This is a genomic window from Streptomyces sp. NPDC046870 (assembly GCF_040704595.1).
Classification (GTDB): Bacteria; Actinomycetota; Actinomycetes; order Streptomycetales; family Streptomycetaceae; genus Streptomyces; species Streptomyces argyrophylli.
The window spans coordinates 463,940-488,611 of the sequence record NZ_JBEYXM010000003.1; the positions used below are offsets into that span (position 1 = coordinate 463,940).

At 70.9% G+C, this 24,672-nt stretch carries 21 protein-coding genes and 1 pseudogene; 12 read left to right on the forward strand and 10 right to left on the reverse strand.

Translation table 11 applies throughout. From position 1 onward, the window contains the following. Positions 1–280: 280 nt before the first annotated feature. Both AB0946_RS10630 and AB0946_RS10635 read left to right on the forward strand, forming a co-directional pair. Positions 281–1,006, forward strand: a complete 726-nt coding sequence (locus tag AB0946_RS10630) for an XRE family transcriptional regulator (protein WP_366760191.1) — start codon at positions 281–283, stop codon at positions 1,004–1,006. Between the two features lie 3 nt (positions 1,007–1,009). After that, entirely contained in the window at positions 1,010–1,483 is a 474-nt protein-coding gene (locus tag AB0946_RS10635) for an NUDIX domain-containing protein (RefSeq protein ID WP_366760192.1), read from the forward strand. Here AB0946_RS10635 and AB0946_RS10640 read toward each other — a convergent pair. The 4 genes from AB0946_RS10640 to AB0946_RS10655 form a co-directional block, all read right to left on the reverse strand. After that, complete coding sequence (locus AB0946_RS10640; RefSeq protein WP_366760194.1) at positions 1,471–2,037, reverse strand: HD domain-containing protein; 567 nt, start codon at positions 2,035–2,037, stop codon at positions 1,471–1,473. The two genes, AB0946_RS10635 and AB0946_RS10640, sit on opposite strands and share 13 nt — an antisense overlap. A 1-nt stretch (position 2,038) precedes the next feature. Further along, positions 2,039–2,419, reverse strand: coding sequence for a GntR family transcriptional regulator (locus tag AB0946_RS10645; RefSeq protein ID WP_366760289.1), 381 nt, complete (start codon positions 2,417–2,419; stop codon positions 2,039–2,041). A gap of 393 nt (positions 2,420–2,812) precedes the next feature. Then, entirely contained in the window at positions 2,813–3,388 is a 576-nt protein-coding gene (locus AB0946_RS10650) for a hypothetical protein (protein ID WP_366760195.1), read from the reverse strand. A 38-nt stretch (positions 3,389–3,426) separates the two neighbouring features. Next, positions 3,427–4,290 carry a hypothetical protein gene (locus tag AB0946_RS10655; RefSeq protein WP_366760196.1) on the reverse strand — a complete coding sequence of 288 codons (864 nt, stop codon included), beginning with the start codon at positions 4,288–4,290 and terminating at the stop codon, positions 3,427–3,429. 426 nt (positions 4,291–4,716) lie between these two features. On the opposite strand from AB0946_RS10655, the gene AB0946_RS10660 reads away from it, so the two are divergent. Then, the gene (locus AB0946_RS10660; protein ID WP_366760198.1) at positions 4,717–5,751 is read left to right on the forward strand and encodes a DUF3883 domain-containing protein; all 1,035 of its coding nucleotides are present in this window, start codon (positions 4,717–4,719) and stop codon (positions 5,749–5,751) included. A 496-nt stretch (positions 5,752–6,247) separates the two neighbouring features. On the opposite strand, the gene AB0946_RS10665 is transcribed toward AB0946_RS10660, so the two are convergent. Next, a complete protein-coding gene (locus AB0946_RS10665) occupies positions 6,248–8,104 on the reverse strand; it encodes a SpoIIE family protein phosphatase (protein ID WP_366760199.1) in 1,857 nt (618 codons plus the stop codon). Between the two features lie 307 nt (positions 8,105–8,411). Between AB0946_RS10665 and AB0946_RS10670 the strand changes: the two genes are divergently transcribed. Continuing rightward, positions 8,412–9,305 carry a glycosyltransferase gene (locus tag AB0946_RS10670; protein WP_366760200.1) on the forward strand — a complete coding sequence of 298 codons (894 nt, stop codon included), beginning with the start codon at positions 8,412–8,414 and terminating at the stop codon, positions 9,303–9,305. A 469-nt stretch (positions 9,306–9,774) separates the two neighbouring features. Further along, complete coding sequence (locus AB0946_RS10675) at positions 9,775–13,734, forward strand: BTAD domain-containing putative transcriptional regulator (RefSeq protein ID WP_366760201.1); 3,960 nt, start codon at positions 9,775–9,777, stop codon at positions 13,732–13,734. Between the two features lie 41 nt (positions 13,735–13,775). Here AB0946_RS10675 and AB0946_RS10680 read toward each other — a convergent pair whose 3' ends face one another. After that, a complete protein-coding gene (locus tag AB0946_RS10680; protein ID WP_366760202.1) occupies positions 13,776–15,464 on the reverse strand; it encodes a bifunctional 3'-5' exonuclease/DNA polymerase in 1,689 nt (562 codons plus the stop codon). Between the two features lie 60 nt (positions 15,465–15,524). Next, complete coding sequence (locus AB0946_RS10685) at positions 15,525–16,304, reverse strand: Clp protease N-terminal domain-containing protein (RefSeq protein WP_366760203.1); 780 nt, start codon at positions 16,302–16,304, stop codon at positions 15,525–15,527. Positions 16,305–16,462: 158 nt separating this feature from the next. Between AB0946_RS10685 and AB0946_RS10690 the strand changes: the two genes are divergently transcribed. Further along, positions 16,463–17,572, forward strand: a complete 1,110-nt coding sequence (locus AB0946_RS10690; RefSeq protein WP_366760204.1) for a DUF2786 domain-containing protein — start codon at positions 16,463–16,465, stop codon at positions 17,570–17,572. 716 nt (positions 17,573–18,288) lie between these two features. On the opposite strand, the gene AB0946_RS10695 is transcribed toward AB0946_RS10690, so the two are convergent. Continuing rightward, positions 18,289–18,804, reverse strand: a complete 516-nt coding sequence (locus tag AB0946_RS10695; protein WP_366760205.1) for a DUF4232 domain-containing protein — start codon at positions 18,802–18,804, stop codon at positions 18,289–18,291. A 133-nt stretch (positions 18,805–18,937) separates the two neighbouring features. Further along, positions 18,938–19,426, reverse strand: a complete 489-nt coding sequence (locus tag AB0946_RS10700; protein WP_366760290.1) for a hypothetical protein — start codon at positions 19,424–19,426, stop codon at positions 18,938–18,940. Positions 19,427–19,728: 302 nt separating this feature from the next. On the opposite strand from AB0946_RS10700, the gene AB0946_RS10705 reads away from it, so the two are divergent. From AB0946_RS10705 to AB0946_RS10720, 4 genes are all read left to right on the forward strand, one after another. Further along, positions 19,729–20,103, forward strand: a complete 375-nt coding sequence (locus AB0946_RS10705) for a VOC family protein (RefSeq protein WP_366760206.1) — start codon at positions 19,729–19,731, stop codon at positions 20,101–20,103. 7 nt (positions 20,104–20,110) lie between these two features. After that, the gene (locus tag AB0946_RS10710) at positions 20,111–20,458 is read left to right on the forward strand and encodes a metalloregulator ArsR/SmtB family transcription factor (RefSeq protein ID WP_171154106.1); all 348 of its coding nucleotides are present in this window, start codon (positions 20,111–20,113) and stop codon (positions 20,456–20,458) included. Continuing rightward, complete coding sequence (locus AB0946_RS10715) at positions 20,455–20,928, forward strand: SRPBCC domain-containing protein (protein ID WP_366760207.1); 474 nt, start codon at positions 20,455–20,457, stop codon at positions 20,926–20,928. The genes AB0946_RS10710 and AB0946_RS10715 overlap by 4 nt, the downstream gene beginning before the upstream one ends. A gap of 147 nt (positions 20,929–21,075) precedes the next feature. Continuing rightward, positions 21,076–21,345, forward strand: coding sequence for a DUF397 domain-containing protein (locus AB0946_RS10720; RefSeq protein ID WP_366760208.1), 270 nt, complete (start codon positions 21,076–21,078; stop codon positions 21,343–21,345). A 108-nt stretch (positions 21,346–21,453) separates the two neighbouring features. Here the strand turns inward: AB0946_RS10720 and AB0946_RS10725 are convergent, their stop codons facing one another. Next, the gene (locus AB0946_RS10725; RefSeq protein ID WP_366760209.1) at positions 21,454–21,948 is read right to left on the reverse strand and encodes an ATP-binding protein; all 495 of its coding nucleotides are present in this window, start codon (positions 21,946–21,948) and stop codon (positions 21,454–21,456) included. A 344-nt stretch (positions 21,949–22,292) separates the two neighbouring features. On the opposite strand from AB0946_RS10725, the pseudogene AB0946_RS10730 reads away from it, so the two are divergent. After that, positions 22,293–23,116: pseudogene (locus AB0946_RS10730) on the forward strand (helix-turn-helix transcriptional regulator). Positions 23,117–23,203: 87 nt separating this feature from the next. After that, the gene (locus AB0946_RS10735; RefSeq protein WP_366760210.1) at positions 23,204–24,664 is read left to right on the forward strand and encodes an aldehyde dehydrogenase family protein; all 1,461 of its coding nucleotides are present in this window, start codon (positions 23,204–23,206) and stop codon (positions 24,662–24,664) included. Positions 24,665–24,672: the final 8 nt, after the last annotated feature.

Genomic DNA, 24,672 nt, shown 5'->3' on the forward strand with positions numbered 1-24,672 from the left:
GCGGCATGAAGCCGCCAACGAGCCGAGCTGTTGCGTTCGGCTATGTAGTACCTGTTTTACAGGTACTACATGAGGGGTCGTCAAGTAGGTCGACGGACCCTCTTGGTGTCGCGCCGGGACTTCTCGACGCACACTCAGCATCGCCGCACGTCAGGGGAGTTGGTTACCCCCCGCGTAGACAGCTGTGGGACTTCTGGCTACGGTCAAGAAGTCCCTAGACGTCCCGACGGGGGTGCAGATGTCGAACGAGCGGTTACGGTCGGCCCTTCTCGCCCGCGGTATGACCGTGCAGAGCCTCGCTGAAGCGATCGCGGTCAACCCGAAGACGGTCGAACGCTGGATCACTCAGGGCAAGGTGCCGTACCGGCGCCACCAGTACGCGACAGCGGCCGTGCTCAAGGTCGACGTAACGACGCTGTGGGAAGACGGCCGGAGCGTTGACAGCGTGACGGACCTCACGAAAGCCGAAATAACGACCGTCTACCCGCACCGGCATACCGTGCCGTCGGGGCTGTGGCGCGAGCTTTACGGTCGCGCCGAGAGGAACTTGGACGTACTCGTGTACTCCGGCTTGTTCCTCTCCGAGGATCTCCGGTTCCACGACCTGGTGAAGACAAAGGTGGAGGCCGGAGCCCAGGTGCGCATCCTGCTCGGAAACCCCGGCTGCGCAGCCGTCCGGCAGCGCGGCATTGACGAGGGTCACCAGATCATGGACGGCAAGATTCGCAACGCCCTGCTGCTGTATCGGCCGCTCATGCGCAGCCACCCGGACATCGGCTTCCGGCTGCACGACTCGACGCTCTACAACTCCATCTACCGCGCCGACGACGAGATGTTGGTGAACCCCCACGTCTATGGCATCGGCGCCTATCTGGCGCCCGTCCTGCACCTGCGTCGCCTACCGGGCGGGGGACTCTTCGACACGTACACGAATAGCATCGACCACACGTGGGAGAACGCCCGTCCGATCACCGCCCAAGACGTTGCCAGCATTACGGGAGCCTGAACCATGGGACGCATCGACTACCTGCACGACCCCGACGCACCGCCGGCCAACTCCGTCGTCCCGTCTGTCGTCGCGTTCGTCCAGAACGAGGCCGGCCAGGTGCTGATGATCCAGCGGTCCGACAACGGGCGCTGGGCACTGCCGGGTGGTGGCCACGACGTGGGCGAGTCCATCAGCGACACCGTCGTGCGCGAGGTCTGGGAAGAGACCGGGATCAAGGTGGAAGTGGTCGGCGTGTCCGGGCTCTATACGGATCCCGGACACGTGATGCAGTACGACGATGGCGAGGTGCGGCAGCAGTTCAGCATCTGCTTCCGTGCGCGGCCGGTCGGCGGCGAACTCCGTACGAGCAACGAGACGACTCAGGTTCGCTGGGTTGCCCCGGCGGACCTGACGGAGCTGGACGTGCACCCCTCGATGCGGCTCCGCATCGAGCACGCCCAGGACAAGGCACGCACTGCGCCCTACATCGGCTGACGCTTGGCGGCGGCGACGCGTTCGAGCACCCGAGACGTGCAGGCCAGGATCTCGGGTTCGGCCCGGCGAATGAACGTCCCGATGAGGCTGTCCGGCCCGTAGCGGCCGGCAATCTCATTAATCCGATCAACCGCGTTCGTGGGCGTACCGTCCGGCGTGGTGTTCATGTCGCAGTAGCAGAGCGCGTCGTTGAGGTGCTCGCGCTCGCGGGGGAACTCGCCGTCCAGCTCCTCGCGCATGCCGCGCGCTTCCGCCTCCATCCAGGCGCAGGAGTGGTGGGCCACCAGGTTGACGACTCGCTCGTCGGCGCCGGTAACGTCGCGGAGGTAGCGCGCACCGTCCAGCGGGTGAAAGCCCGTCTTGGCGAGGTCCGGGGCGTACCCGATGTCGTGCAGGACGGCCGCGGCTTCCATCAGGTCCGCGTCCTGGTCAAGGACGAGTGCGATGGTGCGCGCCCGCTCGGCGACCCCCAGACAGTGCTTCAACCGCCGGGGCAACGGCTCCGCGAGCAGGGATTCGGCCAGGGGATAGGCCCACTCGGTCAACTTCGGCAAGCTAGGAACGCTCCTCTCGAACCGGTACGGCGCGAACCGTTCGCACCCTGCCTTGGCCTCCGCCCATGAGCACGCCAGCGGCTTCCAGTCTGTCCAAAGCCTTGGTCACAGTGGGACGTGAGACCCCGAAACGTTCGGCCAGCTCTGAAGCGCTCGGGAACTCGGCCCCTGCTTGGAGCTCTTCGGCGGGGATGATCTCCGCGATGCGCTCGTGCAGCGGTCGCCTGTCGACGGCTTCACCCGCTCGTACGACTCGCCACCGGCCTCCGCGTACAGGCTCGGCTAGGCCCTGTTCCTGTAGAACCTTGAACGCTCGGAGCGCGACCCCGCGAGACACACTGTGATCGCGCATGATGTCTGCGGCAGACGGGAGATTGGTCATCTGAGGATCCGCCGCGATCCGAGCCTTAACCGATTCTGCAACCTGCAAAAACGTCCCCCGCGGGCTGGCCTGCTGAGCCACGCGGTCTCCCTCCCTGGATGCCTGCACGCCACCGTATCTACCCTCTCAGCATTGCACTGCCATGCTTGAAGCGGTACGTGGTTGGTGCGGGTGGTGCCCGCGACCGGCTCCCTCGTTCCGGGATACCGCCTACATCCGACCGCGCTCGGCAGGCGGCCCGGGTGATCGGACGTGCCCTGATCGACCGGCGAGGCCGTTGCCCGCCATCTGTTGAGGCAGCAGGCGAGTGCGGAGCCCCTTGTGAACGTCACCGTTCCGATGGGGGTGCAGGAGTGGGCAGCGAGCGAGGTGAAGGAGCGCTCAACCATCAGCCTATTCGGGCATGGTCGGTTGATTCCCAGTAGTGGGACGTCTGGTCTGAGGAATAGCCACAGCTGGAGACCGACGTGGCTCTGTCACGTCTTGGTCTGCTACATCGATGAGCATGCCGAAGAGCCAGATCAAACGAATAGCTCGCATCGTGCCTAGAAAAAGCGCAGCTTCAACTAGCCACCCTATGAGGCCGGGATTCTTTCGCGAGTCAAACATTAGAGCGAGCAGGCAAATCCCGGTGATGATCAGCATGGAAGACAGAATGCCGCCCCAATTGCGCCGGAGGCTGGCGCCAAACCGGCGACGGATCTCTAGCATTCTCCTGCCGCTTGCTGTGGCGTACTGACTGATTGCGGCCGTTCCGAAACCGCCGATCAGCGCTGATGCTGATGCGGCGGTGGTGTAAATATCCTTTCGCCGGTCTGGTGTAATCGATACAAAAAGGCCATCAGCGTTGGTCGTGTGACAGTAGATGAGGTGGCCGGCGAGTAACGCTAGAGCCATGAGCCAGTCGACTGCGGGTCGCTCGCCCCACAGATCGCGTATGCGGCGTGCGAAGACACCGAAAGACGCCACGTGACTACCCCCCTAGGCTGAGGCTTGTCACTGTAGACCTAGCCACTGACAGCGCGTCGGAGGTCGCTCGCGTGCTCCTGGGCTGCTTCGAGGATGGCTTCCACGGCCGCTGTGTACCTGGGGCGCGCGTCCTCGTTGCTTCGCACTTCTACGTGCTTCTTGGCAGTCACGTGGTGCTTGAGGAAGTCGAGCGCCTCCTCCTTTACGTGACCATCTTCGGTGGGGAGGGTGACCAACGCTCTCGCGCGTTCGATGCCGCTCGGACCAATCAGGTAACCCAACTCCGACATGAAATGCATAGCGTCTTCCTGAAGGCGCCGGTGCCCTCGGGCGCGGGACGTGGCTTGCCCGCGCTTTGGAACTTCCACCTTGAAGGTGATGCGATGATCTGGGTAACGGTTGCTTGCCTGCTTGAATCCGAAGATGGATGAGCTTTCCGGTGGCATGAATGCCGGATTGGGGCGAAAGGTGAACTCAAAATTATGGACTGCGTTGGCGTTCTGAAGTTTCGTCCAAACGTCCTGGCTGATCACTGGCCAGAGGGCAACTTCTTCCGCGGCTAATCCGCAAGCGTTCATCCATCGCTGGATGGCTGTAGCGCGGGGGGAGGCCTGGCTACTTCCCATCATACCGATTATGTTCCCGTGCTCCAGGAAACAGACTGTTGTGGTGTCCACAAAACCGCGATTCCCGTCGAGTCGCAGGTCCTCGATGTGGCCATGGTCGAGGTCAACGGTTTGCAGTTCCCCGGATCCGATCCGCCCGACGAGCAGATGCATAGCATCGGAAGCGAACACTGCCTCCCCGATGTAGCGGTCCCCATCGGGTGTGACAAATCTGCGCTCCTCGTACCGCTTAGCGGACATCTCTTCGAGTGCCCGCTGCCAGGGAACGTCATCCATACGCGGGTTGTAGTCGTCCTTCGCGCGTACTACTTCATAGAAGTAGACAGTCCTGACGCGCCTTGTCATGGCGAAGCCCCCCTCGCGCTGCCCAGTCGAGATCGTGATGCTATCGCCTGTGCGCCGCATGAATCAGTGCATGGGGCAACTCTGTGTCACCTCCGGGTTGTCAGGCTACTTGGCCAGATCACGGGCAGCTTGCAAGGTCGTCGATCGGTCCACGCCTACGGCGATGCACGAGTGAGCCCAGCAGGGCTCCCCCGGTCCAACGAGACAGTAGGGCGAGTGACCAGAACTCACGAGCCACCCCATCGCTGCTGAGGCGAGAACCTTGCCATGCGCCGCTCGGCGTTGGGTGCGCGTTCGGACCGGTCGGCCAGGCCTGGCAGGATCACCGGCAGCGTGCTGCCGAGAGTCAGGGGGACCATGATCATAAACAAGTGGTGGAGACACGATCCGTACGAGCGGTACTGGCTGGAGATCACGAACCGCGAGGACATCGGCACTAATCTGCTGGCGCCCCAAACCAACGATCGGGGCGAGGAGTATTGGTCCTACACACTCGTCCGTGAAGTACGGCCCGGTGATCTTGTGCTGCACTGGGACAAGAACCACGGTCCTGGCGTGGTGGGGTACTCCCACGCTCGAGGCGAGGCCTTCGCTTCCACGATCGTTTGGCAGAGTCGGGGGACCTACGGCCGGCAACGGGGTGCGTCCGGCCCGGAGCCCGCTTGGGAAGCTCCCCTTGGCGGATACCGAGAGTTGGAGCGCCCCGTAACTCAGGCACGCCTCCGTGAGATCGAGCCCGCCATCCGAGCTCTGCGTGATGACCTGACGGAGGCAGTCGTTGGGCCGCTCTACTTCCCGTTTGCGTTGTCAGACAAGCGGCCCCTTCGCACCGCGCAGGGCTACCTGACCAAGCTCCCGCGAGCGGTAGTGGAAGCACTACCCGAGCTGCGGGAGTTGCGCCAGACGGCCGTCTCTGAGCCTCACGAGCCGGAAGCCCCCGATCTGTCGCCTCCTTCGCTGCCCAAGCAACGCAGGTCCACCGGCTATGGTCGGCAGAGGGACGCACAACGGCGGCAGATCGTCGAGCGGTACGCGGTGGATCTCGTCCTCGGCCACTACCGCTCACACGGCTACGAGGTCCAGGACGTGGGTTCCCATTCGCCTTGGGACATCACCGCACGCAAGAACGGCGACGAGGTTCACATAGAGGTGAAGGGCAGTACCGTCACCCGCGAGGTAATCGACCTGACCGAAGGGGAGGTGCGCCACGCTGAAGGCGTCCCCACCCATCTGGTGGTGATAGACCAGATTGAACTCGGTGAGGACCTTCGCTGTCACGGAGGACGTTGGCGTTCATGGAGCGACTGGTCGCCATCGCGTAGCGAGCTTGTTGCCACCGCCTACCGCTACCCCCTGCCAGCGGGAGGTCACGAGGGCCGGCCCTCTGTTTAGTCAGTTCTGTGGTCTCAGTCGTGGTCTCGTTCGCCGGGGGATCCGTAGCGATCCGGCCGCATCCACCAACGTCCGGCAGGCTGCCTGACCAGGAACGCAAGCAGTAAAACGAACGACGGTGGGCGCTCCCGGACCAAGGTCGGACAACTCGTAATGCGTAGGTCTCGGGTTCGAATCCCGAAAGCGGCTCCCTGGAAAGCCAGGTCGGATCCGCTCTGACCTGGCTTTCGTCTTTCCCTGGTCTGTTCGCGGCCTGCATCCGAACCGCACGGTTGCCCCCATGCTCCCCGAACTGGTCTCTCCTCGGATGTCGCAGCGTTCTCGCATTCGGCCCGGTGGGCGTTGGTCCGGGCGCTCGGATTGAATGACGGTGCGTGCGCCGACGTGGAGGATGAGCGGTCACCGGAGGTCGATCGTCAGGCGGCCGGGTAGCGGCGAGGACAGGGTCTCGGCGCCCTCTTGCGACGCCAGGTCATGTCGTTCATGACCTGGCCTTTCAGTTGTCCGTGGGGGAGTGCGGGGCGGCGTCGGGGCGCAGGCGGGCGGCCAGGAGGGCGATGTCGTCCTCGCACGTGCCGTTGGTCAGCCGGGTCAGGAGCGTGTCGAGCAGGTGGTCCAGTGAGTCGTCCGGCGACAGGGCCATGGTGGTGAGGCGGCGTACGGAGTCGTCGATGTCCGCGCCGCGCTGTTCCACGAGGCCGTCGGTGTACAGGAGGAGCACCGAGCCCGGTTCGAACGCGAACGTCGTCATCTCGTAGTCGCCGAGCTCCGTGCCGATGGGCGGGCCGGCCGGCAGGTGCATCAGGCCGGTGCGGCCGCCCGGGCGGATGACGAGGGGCGGCAGGTGCCCGGCCGTGGCAGCGGTACAGGTGCCGGCCGCGGTGTCCACGAGGACGAGCAGGCAGGTGGCCGCGCGGTCGAGGCCGACGCGTGCCGCCCTGCTGTCCGCCTCGGTGAGCATGGCGTCCACGGGCAGTCCGGCGGCGGCGACGGTGCGCAGGACGGAGCGGTACTGGCTCATGGCGACGGCGGCCTGGAAGCCGTGTCCCATCACGTCGCCCATGACCAGCAGGGTGCGGCGGTCGGGGAGGGCGATGGAGTCGTACCAGTCGCCGCCGACCAGCGCGCTGCGGCCGGAGGGCAGGTAGCGGGTGGCCACCTCGACCGTGGGGTGGGGGCGGTCGGGCTCGGACAGCAGGGCGCGCTGGAGTTCCAGCGTCATCGTGTGTTCGTGGCTGTAGCGGTGGGCGCTGTCGATGGAGACCGCCGCCCGCGCCGCCACACCCTGCGCGGTCAGGATGTCGTCGTTGCTGAAGGACGGGGACGCCCCCACGCGCATCAGGACGACGATGCCGACGCTGCGGCCGGCCGTGGGCAGGGGGACGACGAGGGCCGAGTGGACCCCGGCCGCCCGGAGGATCCGCACGCGCTCCGGGTCCACGACGACCCTCTGGAACAACTCGTCGGAGGCCAGGCTGCCCAGCCATGGCCGTCCGCTGTCCATGCACCGTCGTGGTGCCGAGCCGCGCGGGAGGTCCACGTACGGCTCGCTCCCGCCCAGTTCGCTCAGGCGCCGTTGCAACTCGGGCGGTGCCGTCAGCTTCATCTTGCGCAGGCGGAGCATGCCGGCGGGCGGCGGGGGCACGCCGAAGAACTCCTCCTCCACGATCCCGACCGCGGCGATGTCGGCGAGAGAGGGTGCGAGGAAGTCCGCCAGTTCGGCGCAGGTGGCCTCGACGTCGAGGGTCGTGCCGACCCGGGTGGCCGCGGCGTCCAGGAGGGCGAGCCGCTGGTGGGCGTTCTCCAGGTCGTCCAGGTACCGGCGCAGGTTGCTGACCTCGACCGCGATCCCGCACACGCCGACGACCTGTCCCCGCACCTCCAGCCGGTGGAAGACGGCACGCCACAGCCTTCGTCCCGCGGGTGACGGCACGCGGGTCGTCCCGGTCAGTGTCACCTCCCGCGGCCGGCCGTCGCCGAGCACCTCGATCAGCACGTCGTCGGGTGACTGCATGTCCGGCAGCACCTCGCCGAGGGTCTTGCCGAGGAACGCGGCGGCGGGGACCCCGGTGACCCGGGACCAGGCCGGATTGACGTAGAGGTGGCGCAGATGGCGGTCCAGGATGACGACGGGGGCGGAGGTGCCTTCGACGATCCCGCGCAGGGAGTCGCACTCGCAGGACATCCGGGTGCCGTTGACCGACGACGGGAACGGATCGGTCGCCAGGCTTCTCGGCGCCTGGGAGCGGGCCTGGGCCTGGGGCTGGGCCCGCGTCTGGGGCCGGGTCTGCGTCTGGCCCTGAGTCTGGGCCTCGGGGAAGAGCCATGACGGCGGGAGTCGTTCAGCATTCACCGTCTTCTCCAGCTGTCCGGGCAGGTCGGGCCCTATCCATCGTGTGGGGACAGGGGGTCGGACGCATCTCGGCCGTCGCCCGGCGCCTGCTCCGGCACCCCGTGGCGTTCGCGTGCTCCGGCGCACCGTGGCGTTCGCGCCGGTTGTCTGCTCACCGCACGGGAAGGTGACGACAAAACCGGATCAAAGACGCGGCAAAGTGAATCGGCGTCCGGTGAACCAGGGGACCTGAGGCGACATCTTGGTGAATGGCGGGCAGCGCGCGGTCGGGACGCGGTGCCGCCGTCGGCCGGACGGGGTGAGGGACGTGGTGGAGCCGAGGATCGCCGTCGCCGTGGTGACCATGGGCAACCGGCCCGCGGAGGTCGACGCCCTGCTGGAGTCCGTGGCCAAGCAGGACCTCGCGCCGGCCCGCATCGTGATCGTCGGCAACGGCTGCCGGCTGCCCGAGTTCGCCCGCCGGCTCTCGCTGCCCGGCGAGGTCACCGCCATCGACGTCGAGGAGAACCTCGGCTGCCCGGGCGGACGGAACGTCGCCCTCGCCCGGCTGCGGGAGTTCGGGGACGTCGACGTCGTCGTGGAACTGGACGACGACGGACTGCTCGTCGACCCCGACGTGCTGCGCCGGGTGCGTGACCTGTACGCCGCCGACCCGCGCCTCGGCATCGTCGGCTTCCGCATCGCCGACGAGCGCGGCGAGACCCAGCAGCGGCACGTGCCGAGGATCGGCACGTCCGATCCGCTGCGCGGTGGCTACGTGACCGGTTTCCTCGGCGGCGGACACGCCCTGCGCATGGCCATGCTGGCCGAGACCGGCGACTGGCCCGCCGAGTTCTTCTTCGCGCACGAGGAGACCGACCTGGCCTGGCGGGCCGCCGACGCCGGCTGGAAGATCCTGTACGCCCCCGAACTGCTCCTCCAGCACCCCAGGACCTCACCGGCCCGGCACGCCATCTACTACCGGGTCAACGCCCGTAACCGCGTCTGGCTCGTCCGGCGCCGGCTGCCGCTGCCGCTCATTCCGGTGCACCTCGGGGTGTGGACGCTCCTCACCCTCGCCCGCATGCGTTCCCCGGCGGGGCTCAAGGCATGGTTCGGCGGGTTCGCGGAGGGGCTGCGGGAGCAGGCGGGTGAGCGGCGGCCGATGCGCTGGCGGACGGTGTGGAGACTCACCCGGCTGGGACGCCCGCCGGTGATCTGAGCCCGGAGCCCGGGAAGTCCCGGAGTCCGGGACGGGAAGCGGGACGGGGCCCCGGTCGTTCACCTCCGCCGGCCGGGGCCCTTGCCGTCCCCGGACCCAGCCTGCGGCGACACTCCCCCGAGTTACGCGTGCTACGCGCGCGCCGTCGGGCCGAATCCGATGGAATGATCACATCAGGATGCGCCAACGGATCGCTAACATGTGGCCAACGGTTCGTCAGCGGACCGTGTGGAGCGGTTGGCCGGAAGTTCTCCGGTGGCGGCGGTAACTGCCCCTTCGGGTGGGCGGTTTCGGCTGCCGGACCGGCGGACCGGCGGAGGGGCGGTGGGTCGTCCGGCGGTCGGCCCCCAGGAGGAAGGTGGCGGGAAACCGCTGTGGACAGGGCGGAATCCCGCCAGGCGACGACGGGTACACACCCGCGGCGGAGCGCGGTCGGGCCGACCGCGCGGGAAGGCAGTGGAGCGGCGTGATGCGGCGGTGCGAGCTGCGCTTCGGACTGCTGGGACCGCCGGTCCTCTACGACCGTCCGCGGTACGGGATGTCGTACGACGGCTCTTATGCCGTCACCCCTCCGGAAACCCCTGGCACGTCCGCGGGAACCTCCGGCACGTCTCCGGGAGCCTCCGGCACCGGACCCGAATCCTCTGGTGCCGGACCTGAATCCTCCGATGCCGGACCCGAATCCTCCGGTGCCGCGTCCTCGTCCCCCGGTCCCCCCGCCCCCCGCCGTCCCGCCGAGAAGGCCGGCCGCGACGTCACCGGCCACGGCGTCCGGGCCATCGGCAGCCCCAAGGTCCGCGCCCTGCTCGCCGCGCTGCTGCTGGAGCCCGGCCGGGTCGTGTCCGTCGAGGCGCTGAAGGACGCGCTGTGGGGTGGCGCGCCGCCCGTCTCCGCGCGGGCCTCCCTGCACAACCACGTCACCCGGTTGCGCCGGCTCCTCGACGACCCCGAGCGGCTCAGGGCCGTACCGCCGGGCTACGTGCTGCGGGTCGATCACGGCGAACTGGACGTGCACGTCTTCGACGCCCGGGTCGCCGAGGCGCGCGCCGCGCACGCCCGGCGCGACTGGCCGGGCGTCGTACGCGCCTGCGCCTCAGCGCTCGCGCTGTGGCGCGGTACGCCGCTCAGCGGGCTCCCCGCCGACATCGGCGGCTACGCCCTCGTGCAGCGCCTGGGCGAGGCGCGGCTGCTCCTGCTGGAACTGCGGTACGACGCCGAACTCGCCCTCGGCGGAGCACGCTTGGCCGCGCTCGTCCCGGAGCTGGCGGCCCTGGTGGCCGAACATCCGTTGCGCGAGGCGTACCACCGTCAGCTGATGCTCGCCCTGCACCGCACCGGCCGCCAGGCCGAGGCCCTCGCCGTCCACCGTGATCTGCGTGCCCGCCTGGTCGAGGAACTCGGCATCGAACCCGGCCCGGCGGTCCGCGAGGCGCATGTCGAGGTGCTGCGGGGAACCGGTGAGGAGCGGCGGCGGGACTCGGCCGCCGGCGCCGGCGCCGGTGACGACGCCCACGATGACGAGGGCGACCGCACTGGTCCCGGCACCCCCAGCGGCACGGGTACCGGCACAGGAACCGCCTCCGGCGGCTCCGAGGGCGGTGACACGCCCCCGGTGCCCGGAGCGGCCCCCGCGTCATCCTCCGCGCCCTCCACGGCCTCCGCGTCCGCACGGGAAGCCGACGGTCCCGCCGTACGGCAGACCCCCCGTCCGGCCCAGCTGCCCGCCCCGCCGGCCCACTTCACCGGTCGTGCCGACGTGCGCCGCGAGCTGCGCCGCACGCTGACCGAGCCGGCCGCCCCGGGCCCCGCCGTCGCCGTGGTCAGCGGTATGGCCGGGGTCGGCAAGAGCGCGCTGGCCCTGCACGTGGCCCATGAGCTGAGGGAACGTTTCACCGACGGTCAGCTCTACGTCAACCTGCACGGCGCCACCCCCGGTATGACCCCGCTCACCGCCACGCAGGCGCTCTCCGCGCTGCTGCGGGACCTCGGCGCCGAGCCCCGGAACATCCCGGAACACCCGGATGCGGCCGCCGCCTTGCTCCGCTCACTGCTCGCGCCCACGCGCATCCTGCTGGTGCTGGACGACGCGGCGAACGCGGCCCAGGTACGGCCCCTGCTGCCGGCCGGGCCCGACTGCGCGGTGATCGTCACCAGCCGCTCACCGCTCACCGCGCTCGACGGCGCCCGTCGCTTCCCGCTCTCCCCGCTGACCGGCGAGGACAGCGCGGCCCTGCTGCGCGCGGTGAGCGGGCGCGCGGGACTCGACGCCGGGCACGCGCTGGTGGAGCTGACCGGCCGGCTCCCGCTGGCGCTGCGCGTGGTCGCCGCCCGGCTCGCGGCCCGCCGCGCCCTGACCCCGGACGTCCTGGCCGGCCAACTCGCCGAGACCGGCGGGAGGTTGCGGCACCTGGAGTACGACGACCTGAGCGTCCGCCGCTCCCTGGCCGTCGCCCATGACGCGCTCGCCGCCGCCGAGCGTGAGGCCGACCGGGACGCGGCCCTCGCCCTGCGCCACATCGGCGCGCTCGACCTGCCCACCTACGGTGCCCCGCTGATCGCACGGCTCACCGGCACGGACGAGCGCCGCGCCGAGGCCGCCCTGGACCGCCTGGTCGACGTCGCCCTCCTGGAGGAGACGGCGTACGGCCGCTACGCGCCCCACGACCTGGTCCGCGACTTCGCCCGCGAACTGGCCGACGCCGCGCCCCCGGCCGCCGGCACGGCGAGGCCGGACGGCCTCGGCCGGACTCCCGCGCCGGCCGGAGCCGAGCCGTCCACGGAGAGCCCCGGTCCCGCCGGGAACGGCACGCCCGGCACCGCCTACGCCGACGGCACCGGCTACGCCGACGGCACCAGCTACGCCGCCGACGCGGCGAGGCCGGACGGCCTCGGCCGGACTCCCGCGCCGGCCGGAGCCGAGCCGTCCACGGAGAGCCCCGGTCCCGCCGGCAACGGCACGCCCGGGACCACCGAGGCCGACGGCGCCGCCGGGTCAGCCGACGCCGACGGCGCCGCCCAGGCCTCCGGCCTCGTCGACCCGGACCACACTCCCGGTCACGGATCTGCCTCTGCCGTCCCCGGGCGCGCGTCCGGCCCGGACTCCGCCTCTCCCGCGCCTGAGCGCACGTCCGCCCCGGCCCACGCCCCCGGCCCTGGCTCCGCCTCCGCCGCCCCCGATGGCACGCCCGGCCCGGACTCCGCCTCCGCCGCACCCGATCGCACGCCCAGCCACGGACCGGCCCCCGCCGTTTCCGACCCCACACCCGGCCCCGGGCATACCCCCGGCGCCGCCGATCTGGCCGCCCTGCGCTGGTACGCCGCCATGGCCGAGCGGGTGCTGTCGGCGGTCGTGGAGCCGGGGCTCGATCAGGACGACCGGCGGCGGCCGACCTCCGCGCAGCCGGCGGGGCACGCGGCGGACGTGGCGGCCCTGGCGGCCTTCGAGTCGGCCGAGGAGGCGTTCGCCTGGGGCGAGCTGGAGCTGGAGAACGTCGTCACCCTGGTGGCGCGCAACGCGGACACCGACGATCCGCGCACGGCCGCCCATCTCTCGGCGCTCGTACGGCTCCTCTTCCCCTATGTGCAGCGCAGCGGCCGGGTCGCCGAGATGGAGGTGCTGGGGCGGGCCGCACTGGGCGCCGCGCGGCGGCTGCGGGACCCGGAGGCCGAGGCGTACGCGCTGGGCGACCTCGCGGGCCTGCACTTCCTGACCGGCCGGCAGAACGACGCCCTCGCCCTGACCGACCAGGCCCTGGAGATCTGGGAGCGGCTGGGCACGGCGTCCCGGATCCGGCGCTGCCTCAACAACCGCGGGCTGCTGCTGGAGGGACTGGGGCGGTTCGAGGAGTCGGGGGAGGCGCTGCGGCGGAGCCTCGCCTACTCGCGGCTGCTGAACGATCCTTACGGCGAGGCCGTCACCCGCAGCCACCTGGGCAACCTCTACGAACACACCGACCCGCGCGCCGCCATCGAAGAGCACCGGCGTTCACTGGCCATCGGGGACGAGGTCGGTGCCGTCATCGTGCAGCACTCGGCGCACTGCAACATCGGCTACGCCCATCTGACGCTCGGTGAACCGGCCGCCGCCGCCCGGCACTTCGAGGAGAGCCTGCGCATCCTCGGCGGTCACGGCGACTGGCACGGCGAGTCCCAGACCCGGCTCGGGCTGGTCCGCGCGCTGCGGCGGCTGGGGCAGGCCGAGCGGGCGGCGGACGAGTGCGCCGAGCTGCTGCGCCGGGCCGACGCCCGCGCCGACCGGTACATGGGCGGGCTGGCCCTGCACCAGCACGGCTTCCTGCTGCGCGAGCGGGGACGACCGGCCGAGGCGTACGACGCCTGGCGCGCGGCCCACGAGGCGCTGGACGGCACCGACGAGCAGGCGGTCCTGGCGGAGCTGCGGGAGCTGCTGGGCGGCCCGACCGAGGGATGAGCCGCTGTGGCCCTCCGCCCCGAAAGGAGTCACGTCGCCCCTTACTTGGCGTCGGCATAGCACTCCACCACCGCCGTCGTGAACGGGAACCGCACCGGTGTGTCGCCGAAGGTCAGCCGGCCGGCGAGGGCGGCGGACTCGCGGACGGCCTGGACGACGGCGTCGGCCTCTTCGGCGGGGCAGTGCACGATCACCTCGTCGTGCTGGAAGAAGACCAGCTCGGCCTTCAGCCCGGTGATGGCCCGGCGCAGCGCGGCGAGCAGCAGCAGGGCCCAGTCGGCGGCACTGCCCTGGACGACGAAGTTCCGTGCGAAGCGGCCCCGCGCGCGGGAGTCGGTCGACGCGTAGCCCGGGCCCCAGCCGGTCTGGCCCTCCGGTTCCTCCTCGCCCACGGGGATGCCCGCCTCCTCCGCCGTGTCCTCGCCCGCCCGGACGGCCGGGGGACAGGTGCGGCCCAGCCAGGTGCGCACCAGCCGGCCCTCCTCGCCCGCGCGGGCCGCCTCGTCGACGTGGGCGACGGCCTTGGGGAAGCGGCGGCGCAGCGCGGCGAGGTTCTTCAGGCCGTCCCCGGAGGTCTGGCCGTAGATCGCGCCGAGCACGGCGAGCTTGGCCTGGTCCCGGTCACCGGAGAAGGCGCGGTCGGAGACGGACTGGTAGAGGTCGCTCTCGCGGCCGGCCACCTCCATCAGGCCGGGGTCGCGGGAGATCGCGGCGAGCACGCGCGGCTCCATCTGGTCGGCGTCGGCCACCACCAGCCGCCAGCCGGGGTCGGCGACGACGGCCCGGCGCATCACCTTGGGGATCTGCAGCGCGCCCCCGCCGTTGGTCACCCAGCGTCCGGTGACCGTGCCGCCGGCCAGGAACTCGGGACGGAAACGGCCGTCGCGCACCCAGTCCTGGAGCCAGGACCAGCCGTACGCCACCCAGATGCGGTACAGCTTCTTGTACTCCAGCAGGGGCTCGACGGCCGGGTGGTCGACGGACTGGATGTCCCAGCGGCGGGTGGACTTCACCTTGATCCCGGCTTGCGCGAAGGCCTTGACGACATCGGCGGGCAGATCGGGCCGCACCCGGCGGCCGAAGGCGGCGGACACCTTCTCGGCCAGCTCGGCGAGGCGGCGCGGCTCGCCGCCGCCCGCGTACCGCTCGCCGAGCAGGTCGCGCAGCAGTCCGCGGTGGACCTCGGCGCTCCAGGGCAGGCCCGCGTGGTTCATCTCGGCCGCGACCAGCGTCCCGGCCGACTCGGCGGCGGTCAGCAGCCGCATGCGGCCGGGGTGGGCGGTCTTCTCGTGCCGCCGCACCTGGTCGGCGTAGACCTCGAGCAGGTCCGGCAGGGGCAGGTGGCTGCCGACGTTTTCGAACAGCGGGGACTGGGCGCTCGGACCGGCCGCCCGCTGCGGCGGATCGGGCGGGACCGGGCCGCCGCGGAGGCGGGCCAGGGCGGCGGCGGCCGAGCGTGGCTCGCCGTACCGCCCCTCGTGGCCGAGCAGCAGCGTCTCGGCGTCCTCGATGTCGTAGCACCGCTCCACTCGCACCCCCGTGGCGAGCAGTCGCGGGTAGACCTCGGGGGTCGACCGCCACACCCAGCGCGTCACCTCCGGGCGGCTCCGCACCGCCGCGGCGAGATCGCTCTCCCGCCGCACCGGTCCGGTGGGCAGCCCGTCCGGTCCGAGGGGGGCGACGTCCACGCCTCCGTCCTCGGCCGGTGCGAGCGCCCACCGGTCGGTCATGACTGCGAGTGTGGCAGGGGGGTCTGACAATGGCCCCGGCCTGTGGGTTCGGCCCCCTGGTCAGGCCTGGCCGGGCTCCGCGGCCCCGGTCGCCGACTCGGCCGCCGCGGCGGCCTCCTTCTTCTGTTCCAGCAGCAGTGACAGCACCTTGCCGACGTACTCCTCGGTGCCCGCCTTGGTGATGCCGAGGCCGCTGAGGACCCCCTGGCCGTTCTCGTGCTCCAGCAGGGCGAGCAGGAGGTGCTCGGTGCCGATGTAGTTGTGGCCGAGCCGGAGGGCCTCGCGGAAGGTGAGTTCCAGGGCCTTCTTGGCCTCGGGGCCGTAGGGGACGAGGTCGGGCACGTCGTCCGCGGCGGGCGGGAGCGCGGCGGTCGCCGCCTGGCGTACGGCGTCCAGCGGGACGCCCTGCGCGGTGATCGCCTTCGCGGCCAGGCCCTCCGGCTCGGCCAGGAGCCCGAGGAGCAGGTGCTCGGGGCGGCCCTCGGCGTTGCGGGCGGCCACCGCCTCGTTGTGGGCGGCCATGACCACGTTCCGCGCGCGCGGGGTGTAGCGGCTGAAGCCCTGGCTGGGGTCGAGGTCGGTGGACTCCTTGGGCACGAACCGCTTCTGTGCCGCCTGCCGGGTCACGCCCATGCTGCGCCCGATGTCGGTCCAGGAAGCGCCCGAGCGGCGGGCCTGGTCGACGAAGTGCCCGATCAGGTGGTCGGCCACGTCATCGAGGTGATCGGCGGCGATCACCGCGTCCTGGAGCTGCTCGAGGGGTTCGCTGTGAGCCTTCTTGATCGCCTCGATGAGGTCGTCGAGGCGTACGGATGCCGTGATGTTCGGGTTGGTCGCCATAGTGTCAACCGTAGGTTGCGCTCTGATGACTGTCAACCGATGGTTGACAGCCCTTCGTCGCCCCTCCGAGCCCTTCTCCCTCCATCCATCGGGACCGTTGTCCACAGCCTGTGGACAACAATCGTGCGCTGTCGGCGGGGCATGGCACGATCGACAGCGTGACCAGCACCGCCAGCACCGTCGAACGGGCCTTCCGGGCCGCCCTCTACGACGACACCGACACCGGCCTCGACACGGGCGCCTCCCTGCTCGCCGCCGACCCGGGCGCCGACGCCGAACTCACCCGGCGGGGCGAGGACTTCGTGGCCGGGGCCTGGCAGCGCGGCTGGCAGCCCGCCGACGTCATACGGCTGGTGCGGCGCGAGCTGGACGACGCGCACGTCCGGCTGGTCGCCGCGCTGATCCGGGCGCAGGCCGGGCGGGACCGCCCGCGCGGGCGCCGCTGGTCCGACCAGCTCGCGGCACTGCCCGCCGGCCCCGAGCGCACCGCCGACCGCTTCTCGCACGCCACGGCGGCCCTGGAGCTGTACCGCCTGCTGCTGCGCCTGCCCGCCCTGGAGCCCCTGGACGAGGAGCCCCGGCGCACCCCCGGCCCGGGCGCCTCCCGCATGCTCACCCGCATCCGCGCGCTGCTCGCGAAGGCCGAGGCCACCGGTTATCCGGAGGAGGCCGAGGCGCTCAGCGCCAAGGCGCAGGAGCTGATGGCCCGGTACAGCGTCGACGAGGCGCTGCTCGCCGCCGAGGCGCCCGCGCCGGACGCGCCCGGCGCCTGCCGCATCGGGGTGGAGGCGCCGTACGAACAGGCCAAGGCGGTCCTGCTGGACGCGGTGGCCACGGCGAACCACTGCCGCGCGGTGTGGAACGAACCGTTCGGCTTCTCCACGGTCGTCGGCTTCGAGGCGGACCTGGAGGCGGTCGAGCTGCTCTACACCTCGCTGCTGGTGCAGGCCACGCACGCGATGACGAAGGCGGAAGCCGCCCAGCGAGCCGGCGGGCGCAAGCGGACCAAGACCTTCCGGCAGTCGTTCCTCGCGGCTTACGCGCACCGCGTGGGCGACCGGCTCGCGGCTGTCGCCGAGACCCAGGTGACCCAGGACCTGCTGCCGGTGCTGGCCACGCGCGAGACGGCCGTGACCGGACGGCTGGAGCGCATGTTCCCGCAGACCACGACGACCCGGTTGCGGGGGGTCGGCGACGCGGCGGGCTGGACGGAGGGCGCACGCGCGGCGGACCGGGCTCAGGTCAGATCCCGCCCGCGCCTGGGGTGACGGCCACGCACCACCCGGCCGGCTCACCGGCGTCGCCTCCTGCCGCCCCGCCCGGTCGCCGATTGCTCACCCGACACCGCGTCCAGTCGCCCGGCCCCGCTCCGGTACCGCCCAGCCCGGCCACTGCCGCCCCACTCGCTCACCACCACACCCGGCCACCGTCCCGCACGCATGCCTCGCGGCCGGGTCGCCGGCCCGTACTCGTGTTTCCCGGCCGGGTTGCCGATCCGCGCGCGTGTTCCGCGGCCTGGTCGCGGACCCGCCTGATTGTCGGCCTGTGCTCGTGTTCTCCGGCCGGGTTGCCGATCCACGCTCGGGTTCCGCCGCCCGATCGCAGACCCGCCCGGTCGCCGGCCCGTACTCGTGTTTCCCGGCCGGGTTGCCGATCCGCGCGCGTGTTCCGCGGCCTGGTCGCGGACCCGCCCGGTTGCCGATCCGCGCCCGTGCGCCTGCGGCCCGGTTGCCGGCCCGCGCCCGTCCCCCCGCAGCCCGGTCGCCGATACACGCCCCTGTCGCCCGCCCAATCGCCGACCCGCTCCCGTACCTACAGACCAGGGCACAGGCCCATCCGGTCGCCGACTGGTTCGCTCGCCAGCCCGGTCCGCCCGGCCCGCCCGGCCGCCGACCCGCGTCCGGCCCGCCCGGCCGCCGACCCGCGTCCGGTCCTGCCCGTCCGGTCGCCGGCCCGGCCAGTCGCCGCCGCGACCCCTCGTCCCTCAGTCGCCCACCTGCTGGAAGGCGCTCACGGACGCGTCCGGGGCGGTTCCGGCGGCCTTGGCCGCGACCGGGCCGTACTTCCACGGGAAGGTCCGTCCGGTGTCCGAGCCGGGCAGGGTGATCTTCACGGTCTGTGCGGCCAGGGTGTTCTTGGCGCCCTCCGCTCCGCGTACGTAGCTGATCGAGAAGGACGCGGAATCCCCCTTGGCCAGCTTGAGCTTCTGGGCCTTCGCGCCCTTCAGCACGGGCACCCGGGCCGGGGAACCGCCCCCCTCCAGCACGACGTCCGGGAAGTCGTCCAGGGTGCAGGGGGCGCTCTGATTGGTGATGCTGACGGGGATCTCGCCGGTGTCCCCGGCGGCCGGGGCCACGCTCGCCGCCCCGATCTGCAACGAGACCCCGCCGACCTCGCAGGCGGAGCCGCTCTTGCCGTTCTTGTCCCCGCCGCTGTCGTTGCAGGCGGTCAGCAGCAGAGCGGCGGCGAGAGCGGTGAAGGTGAGCGGAATGGCGCGCATGAGCAGGTTCCCATCGAGGTGGTGACGGTCTCCCCCGCATCATGGCCCCTGCGGCCGGGACGCGATCACGCACCCCGGCCCGATTCACCACTTCAGATGGTGCTGGGCGGCTTCGAGTGCCGCGAGAGCGCCCTTACTGCCGCACCGGCGCCGTCGGCAGTCCCGACGGCAGCTTCCCGCCCTCCGCCTTGGTGTACGTCTCCTGGCCGGCCTCACCCGACCAGGTCACCTTGAGCGTCGTGCCGTCGACCGAGTCGACCATGCCGGTGGTGCGCCCCTTGTCCTGGCCGGTGCACGTCAGACGGATCATCTGCATGCCGTCCTCGGCGCCCGCCGTCCCACTGCACATGGTCCCGCCGGTCGCGAAGATCCCGGCCTTCTTCCCGGTGACCACCAGGGCCACGATCTTGCCGCCGGCGGTGGTGATCCAGCTGCCCTGGAGCTTGGCGGAGCCACCCGTGGCGGAGTCCGCGCCCGCCGATGGGGTCGCGGTCGCGCTCTTCGAGGGTGACGCCGAGGTGCCCTCCCCGCCCCCGGAACCGCCGCCGCATGCCGTGAGCGCCAGCACGCCCGTCAGCCCCGCGGCCAGGGCCGCGCCCCGCCCTCGCGCGGTCGCCCGCACCCTCGCAGTCGCAGTAGTCACCGGAAGCTCCCTCAGCGATAGCGGCCGGCCGCCCTCGCCGGACGGCCCGCAGCGCAAGCTACCAGCAGTCACCGGGAGGACTTCCGTACGCGGGGCGGGTGTCCCCGGTGGGCGGACGGGGCCTGGGGGAGGAGCGGGAGGGTGGAGCGGGGGGCCTGCGCACGACCTGCTTCTCGCGCGCCGAGCCCGCCGCGCTGCCGTACGCCGGACGCAGCGGCTTGGACGCGTAGGAATTTCCCTACCCTTGACCGGTAGGGAACTGCCTACCTATTGTCGGCGGCATGAGCATCACACACGCCTCATTCGTCACCCTCCCCGTCGCCGACCAGGACCGCGCGCTGCGCTTCTACCGCGACGTCCTCGGCTTCGAGGTCACCGCCGACCGGGAGACGCCCCAGGGCCGCTGGCTCCAGGTGGCCCCCGAGGGCGCCCAGACCGTCTTCACGCTTTCGGGGCCCGGCATGGGCGGTTTCGAGCCCGGTTCCGCGCGGGGGATCATGTTGGTCACGACCGATGTCGACGCCGACTGCGCCCGGCTGGCCGCGGCCGGCGCCCAGGTGCGGGGGCCGGACGACGTCCCCTGGGGGCGGATGGCCTCCTTCACCGACCCCGACGGCAACGGTCTGCTGCTGCTGACGGAGAAGGAAGGCTTCTGACCGCTCGATGAACGGGACGGGTACCGCCGCCGAGGACCGTGTCTTCGCCGCGCTCGCCAACGCCACCCGGCGCGAGGTGCTGCGACTGCTGCGCGAGCGCGGGCCGCAGCCCGTGCAGGCCCTGGCCGACCACTTCGACATGCGCCGCCCGAGCCTCTCGGAACACCTCAAGGTGCTCCGGGAGGCCGGCCTCGTCTCCGAGCGGCGTTCCGGACGGCAGCGTCTCTACCGCCTGGAGGCGGCCCCGCTCGCCGATGTGCAGGACTGGCTCCATCCGTACGAGCGGTTCTGGCGCGAGCGGCTGAAGGGCCTCGGTGATCTCCTCGACCGCATGCCCGACGATGAGCGGTCATGAGTTCAGCCCCCGGACCCGGCGCGGACGACCTGACCACGATCCGCGTCGACCAGTTCTTCCCGCATCCACCCGCCAAGGTCTGGCGAGCCCTGACCGACCCCGGCCTGCTGGCCCGCTGGCAGATGCCCGGCGCCGAGGACTTCCGGCTCCGGGTCGGCCACCGGTACCGGATGACGTCCGTCCCCCGTCCCAACGCCCGCTTCTCGGGCGTCGTAGAGGTGGAGGTGCTGGCCTACGACACCGAGCGGATGCTGTCCCTCCGCTGGGCGGATGCCGATCCGGCCAACCCGGCCGACTGGACGATCACCTGGACCCTGGAACAGGAAGGGCGCGGTACGCGTCTCTTCCTAGTGCACGAGGGGTTCGATCCGGACGACCCCGCCCAGCTGATGGCGCGGAAGATCATGGGCGGGGGCTGGAGGGGGCATGTCCTGCCCGCTCTGGGGCAGGCGCTGGAGCGGCTTCGGTAAAGCGGACGTCAAGGCTGTAACCGCGGCACCACTCCCCGTGCACGTGCATTTGCTCATGCAGCTGCACGTGAACAGAGTTATGATCCGAGTCAGTTGACTACAGCATCTATGGCCTCACCAGCCAGTGCACCACTCGGGGAGCGACCTGTGGACCGCGACGTTGACGGCGTGTACGGGGAGTACGACGTGTACAACGGCATGGCTGCCACGCAGCTGGACGGAGTGGCCTGGCAGAAGAGCAGGCACAGCAACTCGCAGGGGTCCTGCGTCGAGTTCGCGCGGCTGCCGGGCGGCGACGTCGCCGTGCGCAACTCGCGCTTCCCGGACGGGCCGGCGCTCGTCTACACGCGCGCGGAGATCGAGGCCATGCTCCTGGGCGTCAAGGACGGCGAGTTCGACCATCTGATCGCGAGCTGAGCCGGCGGTCCGCTCTCGCCGCGCCGCTGGCAACGATGTCGGCGGGGCGCGCCGACGCGGACCGGTCGACGCGCGTAGAAACCGCTTGCCCGCCGGACCCGTACCGGCTCAGCCGGCCGTGTGCAGCCGGAACAGCGCCCAGACCACCTTGCCGTCGAGCCTGCCCGCGAGCGGGTGCCAGCCCCAGCTGTCGGCGAAGGAGTCGACCAGGAACAGCCCGCGGCCCGACTCGGCCGAGAAGTCGTCGGAGTCCCGCGGGGCCGGGGTCTCGTGGCTCGGGTCGCGCACCGCGCACACCAGCCGCTCGGTCCAGCGCATCAGGTGCAGCCGTACGGACGGGTGCACCTCGCCCCCGCGCGGCGCGGCCGGTACCGCGTGGCGCAGCGCGTTGGTGACGAGCTCGGAGACGACGAGGCAGATGTCGTCGAAGCGGTCACCGACGTCCCACTGCTCCAGGGTGCACCGGGTGAAGCGCCGGGCCTCGCGCACCGCCTCGAGCCGGGCCGGCAGGGCGCAGGAGGCGGCATCGGACACGGCCGCGGGATCCAGCGGCGGAAGGCCCTGCCGTAACGGCTTGAGCATGGTCGATCCATTCGTCCCCATGCGAGGCACTCCCGGGAATTCGCGGTCGTTGCGATGCAGCGGTGGCGCGGCACCATGGTTTCGGATGCGCACAACAGATGCAAGGGCAGATGCACGTGCACGGGACCGAAATGACACCGCCCGTACCGCTTCTTGGCCATTTTTTCTGCCATCTTCACGACGTTCCCGCCAGAGGTCCGGACCTCTCACCGGTCCGCACCGGGTGGAAATGGGCGGGCTCTTTCCGTTTCCGTAACCGGACGAGTACTGCTCGAAGTGTTTTAGTGGCAGACTTCGGCCCCTGAAGACGGTTGGGGAGGCTGGCGAAAGTGAGCGCGGGAGAGCCCGGATCGGTGGTGCGGCGGATGCTGCTCGGCTCGCAACTCAGGCGACTGCGGGAAGCGCGGGGGATCACGCGTGAGGCGGCGGGGTACTCGATCCGCGCCTCGGAGTCGAAGATCAGCCGGATGGAGCTGGGCCGGGTGAGCTTCAAGACGAGGGACGTCGAGGACCTGCTGACGCTGTACGGCATCACGGACGAGGCGGAGCGCGAGTCGTTGCTCTCCCTCGCCCGGGAGGCCAACGTGGCGGGCTGGTGGCACAGCTACACCGACGTCCTGCCCAGCTGGTTCCCACCTACGTGGGCCTGGAGGGCGCCGCCTCGCTGATCCGCGCCTACGAGGTGCAGTTCGTGCACGGCCTGCTGCAGACCGAGGAGTACGCCCGCGCGGTGGTCCGGCGCGGCATGAGGGGCGCGAGCGTCGCCGACGTCGAACGCCGGGTCGCGCTGCGCCTGGAGCGGCAGAAGTACCTGCTCGCCGACAACGCCCCCGAGTTCCACATCGTCCTGGACGAGGCCGCCCTGCGCCGCCCCTACGGGGACCGCGAGGTGATGCGCGGCCAGCTCCAGCACCTGATCGACATCTCCGCGCGGCCCAACGTACGGCTCCAGGTCATGCCGTTCAGCTTCGGCGGGCACGCCGGCGAGAGCGGCGCCTTCACCATCCTCAGCTTCCCCGAGTCCGACCTGTCCGACGTGGTCTACCTGGAGCAGCTCACCAGCGCCCTCTACCTGGACAAGCGCGAGGACGTCGCCCAGTACGAGCAGGCCCTGAAGGAACTCCAGCAGGACAGCCCCGGTCCGGACGAGAGCCGCGACCTCCTGCGCGGTCTGCTGCAACTGTCCTGACGAACCCCAACTCTGGTGACCCGCAAGTAGGATGACGCTCGATCAGACCCGGCGTAGATCTGCGGCCGCTAGCGATTGAGGGATCACATGTCGTCCTACTTCACCGACCTGGCCCAGCAGTACATCGACGGCGAGTGGCGGCCGGGCACCGGCTCCTGGGACGTCATCGACTTCAACCCCTACGACGACGAGAAGCTGGCCTCGATCACGGTGGCCACGGTCGACGAGGTGGACGAGGCCTACCAGGCCGCCGCCCGGGCCCAGCGGAAGTGGGCCGAGACCAACCCCTACACCCGGCGCGCGGTCTTCGAGCGGGCCCTCAGGCTGATAGAGGACCGCGAGCAGGAGATAGCCGACCTGATCATCGCGGAGCTGGGCGGCACGCGCGTCAAGGCCGGCTTCGAGCTGCACCTCGCCAAGGAGTTCCTGCGCGAGTCGGTCCACCTCGCGCTGCGCCCCGAGGGCCGGATCCTGCCCTCCCCGGGCGAGGGCAAGGAGAACCGCGTCTACCGTGTGCCGGTCGGTGTCGTGGGCGTCATCAGCCCCTTCAACTTCCCGTTCCTGCTGTCGCTGAAGTCGGTCGCGCCGGCCCTCGCGCTGGGCAACGCCGTGGTGCTCAAGCCGCACCAGAACACCCCGATCGCCGGCGGCACCCTGCTCGCGAAGATCTTCGAGGACGCCGGGCTGCCCGGCGGCCTGCTCAACGTCGTCGTCACCGACATCGCCGAGATCGGTGACGCGTTCCTGGAGCACCCCGTCCCGAAGGTCATCTCCTTCACCGGTTCGGACAAGGTCGGCCGGCACGTCGCCACCGTCTGTGCACGGCACTTCAAGCGCGCGGTGCTCGAACTGGGCGGCAACAGCGCGCTGGTGGTGCTGGACGACGCCGACATCGACTACGCGGTGGACGCGGCGGTCTTCAGCCGGTTCGTGCACCAGGGCCAGGTCTGCATGGCCGCCAACCGGGTCCTGGTGGACGCGTCCGTGGCCGACGAGTTCACCGAGAAGTTCGTCGCCAAGGTCCGCACCCTCAAGGTCGGCGACCCCCGCGATCCGCAGACCGTGATCGGTCCGGTGATCAACTCGGCGCAGGCGGGCGCCGTCTCCGCCACCGTGGAGCAGGCGCTCGCCCAGGGCGCCACCGCGCTGGTGCGCGGCACCACGACCAACAACCTGGTCGAGCCGACCGTGCTGACCGGCGTCCCGGCCGGCTCCCCGCTGCTCCAGCAGGAGGTCTTCGGCCCGGTCGTCTTCCTCCTCACGTTCGACGGCGAGGAGGAGGCGGTGCGGATCGTCAACGACACCCCGTACGGCCTCAGCGGCGCCGTCCACACGGCCGACATCGAGCGGGGCGTGGCCTTCGCCAAGCGGATCGACACCGGCATGTTCCATGTGAACGACGGCACGGTCCACGACGAGCCGATCGTGCCCTTCGGCGGCGAGAAGCACTCCGGCCTCGGCCGTCTCAACGGCGAGACCACGCTGGAGGCGTTCACCACGGTGAAGTGGATCTCGGTGCAGCACGGGCGCAGCGCGTTCCCGTTCTGACCGCGCCC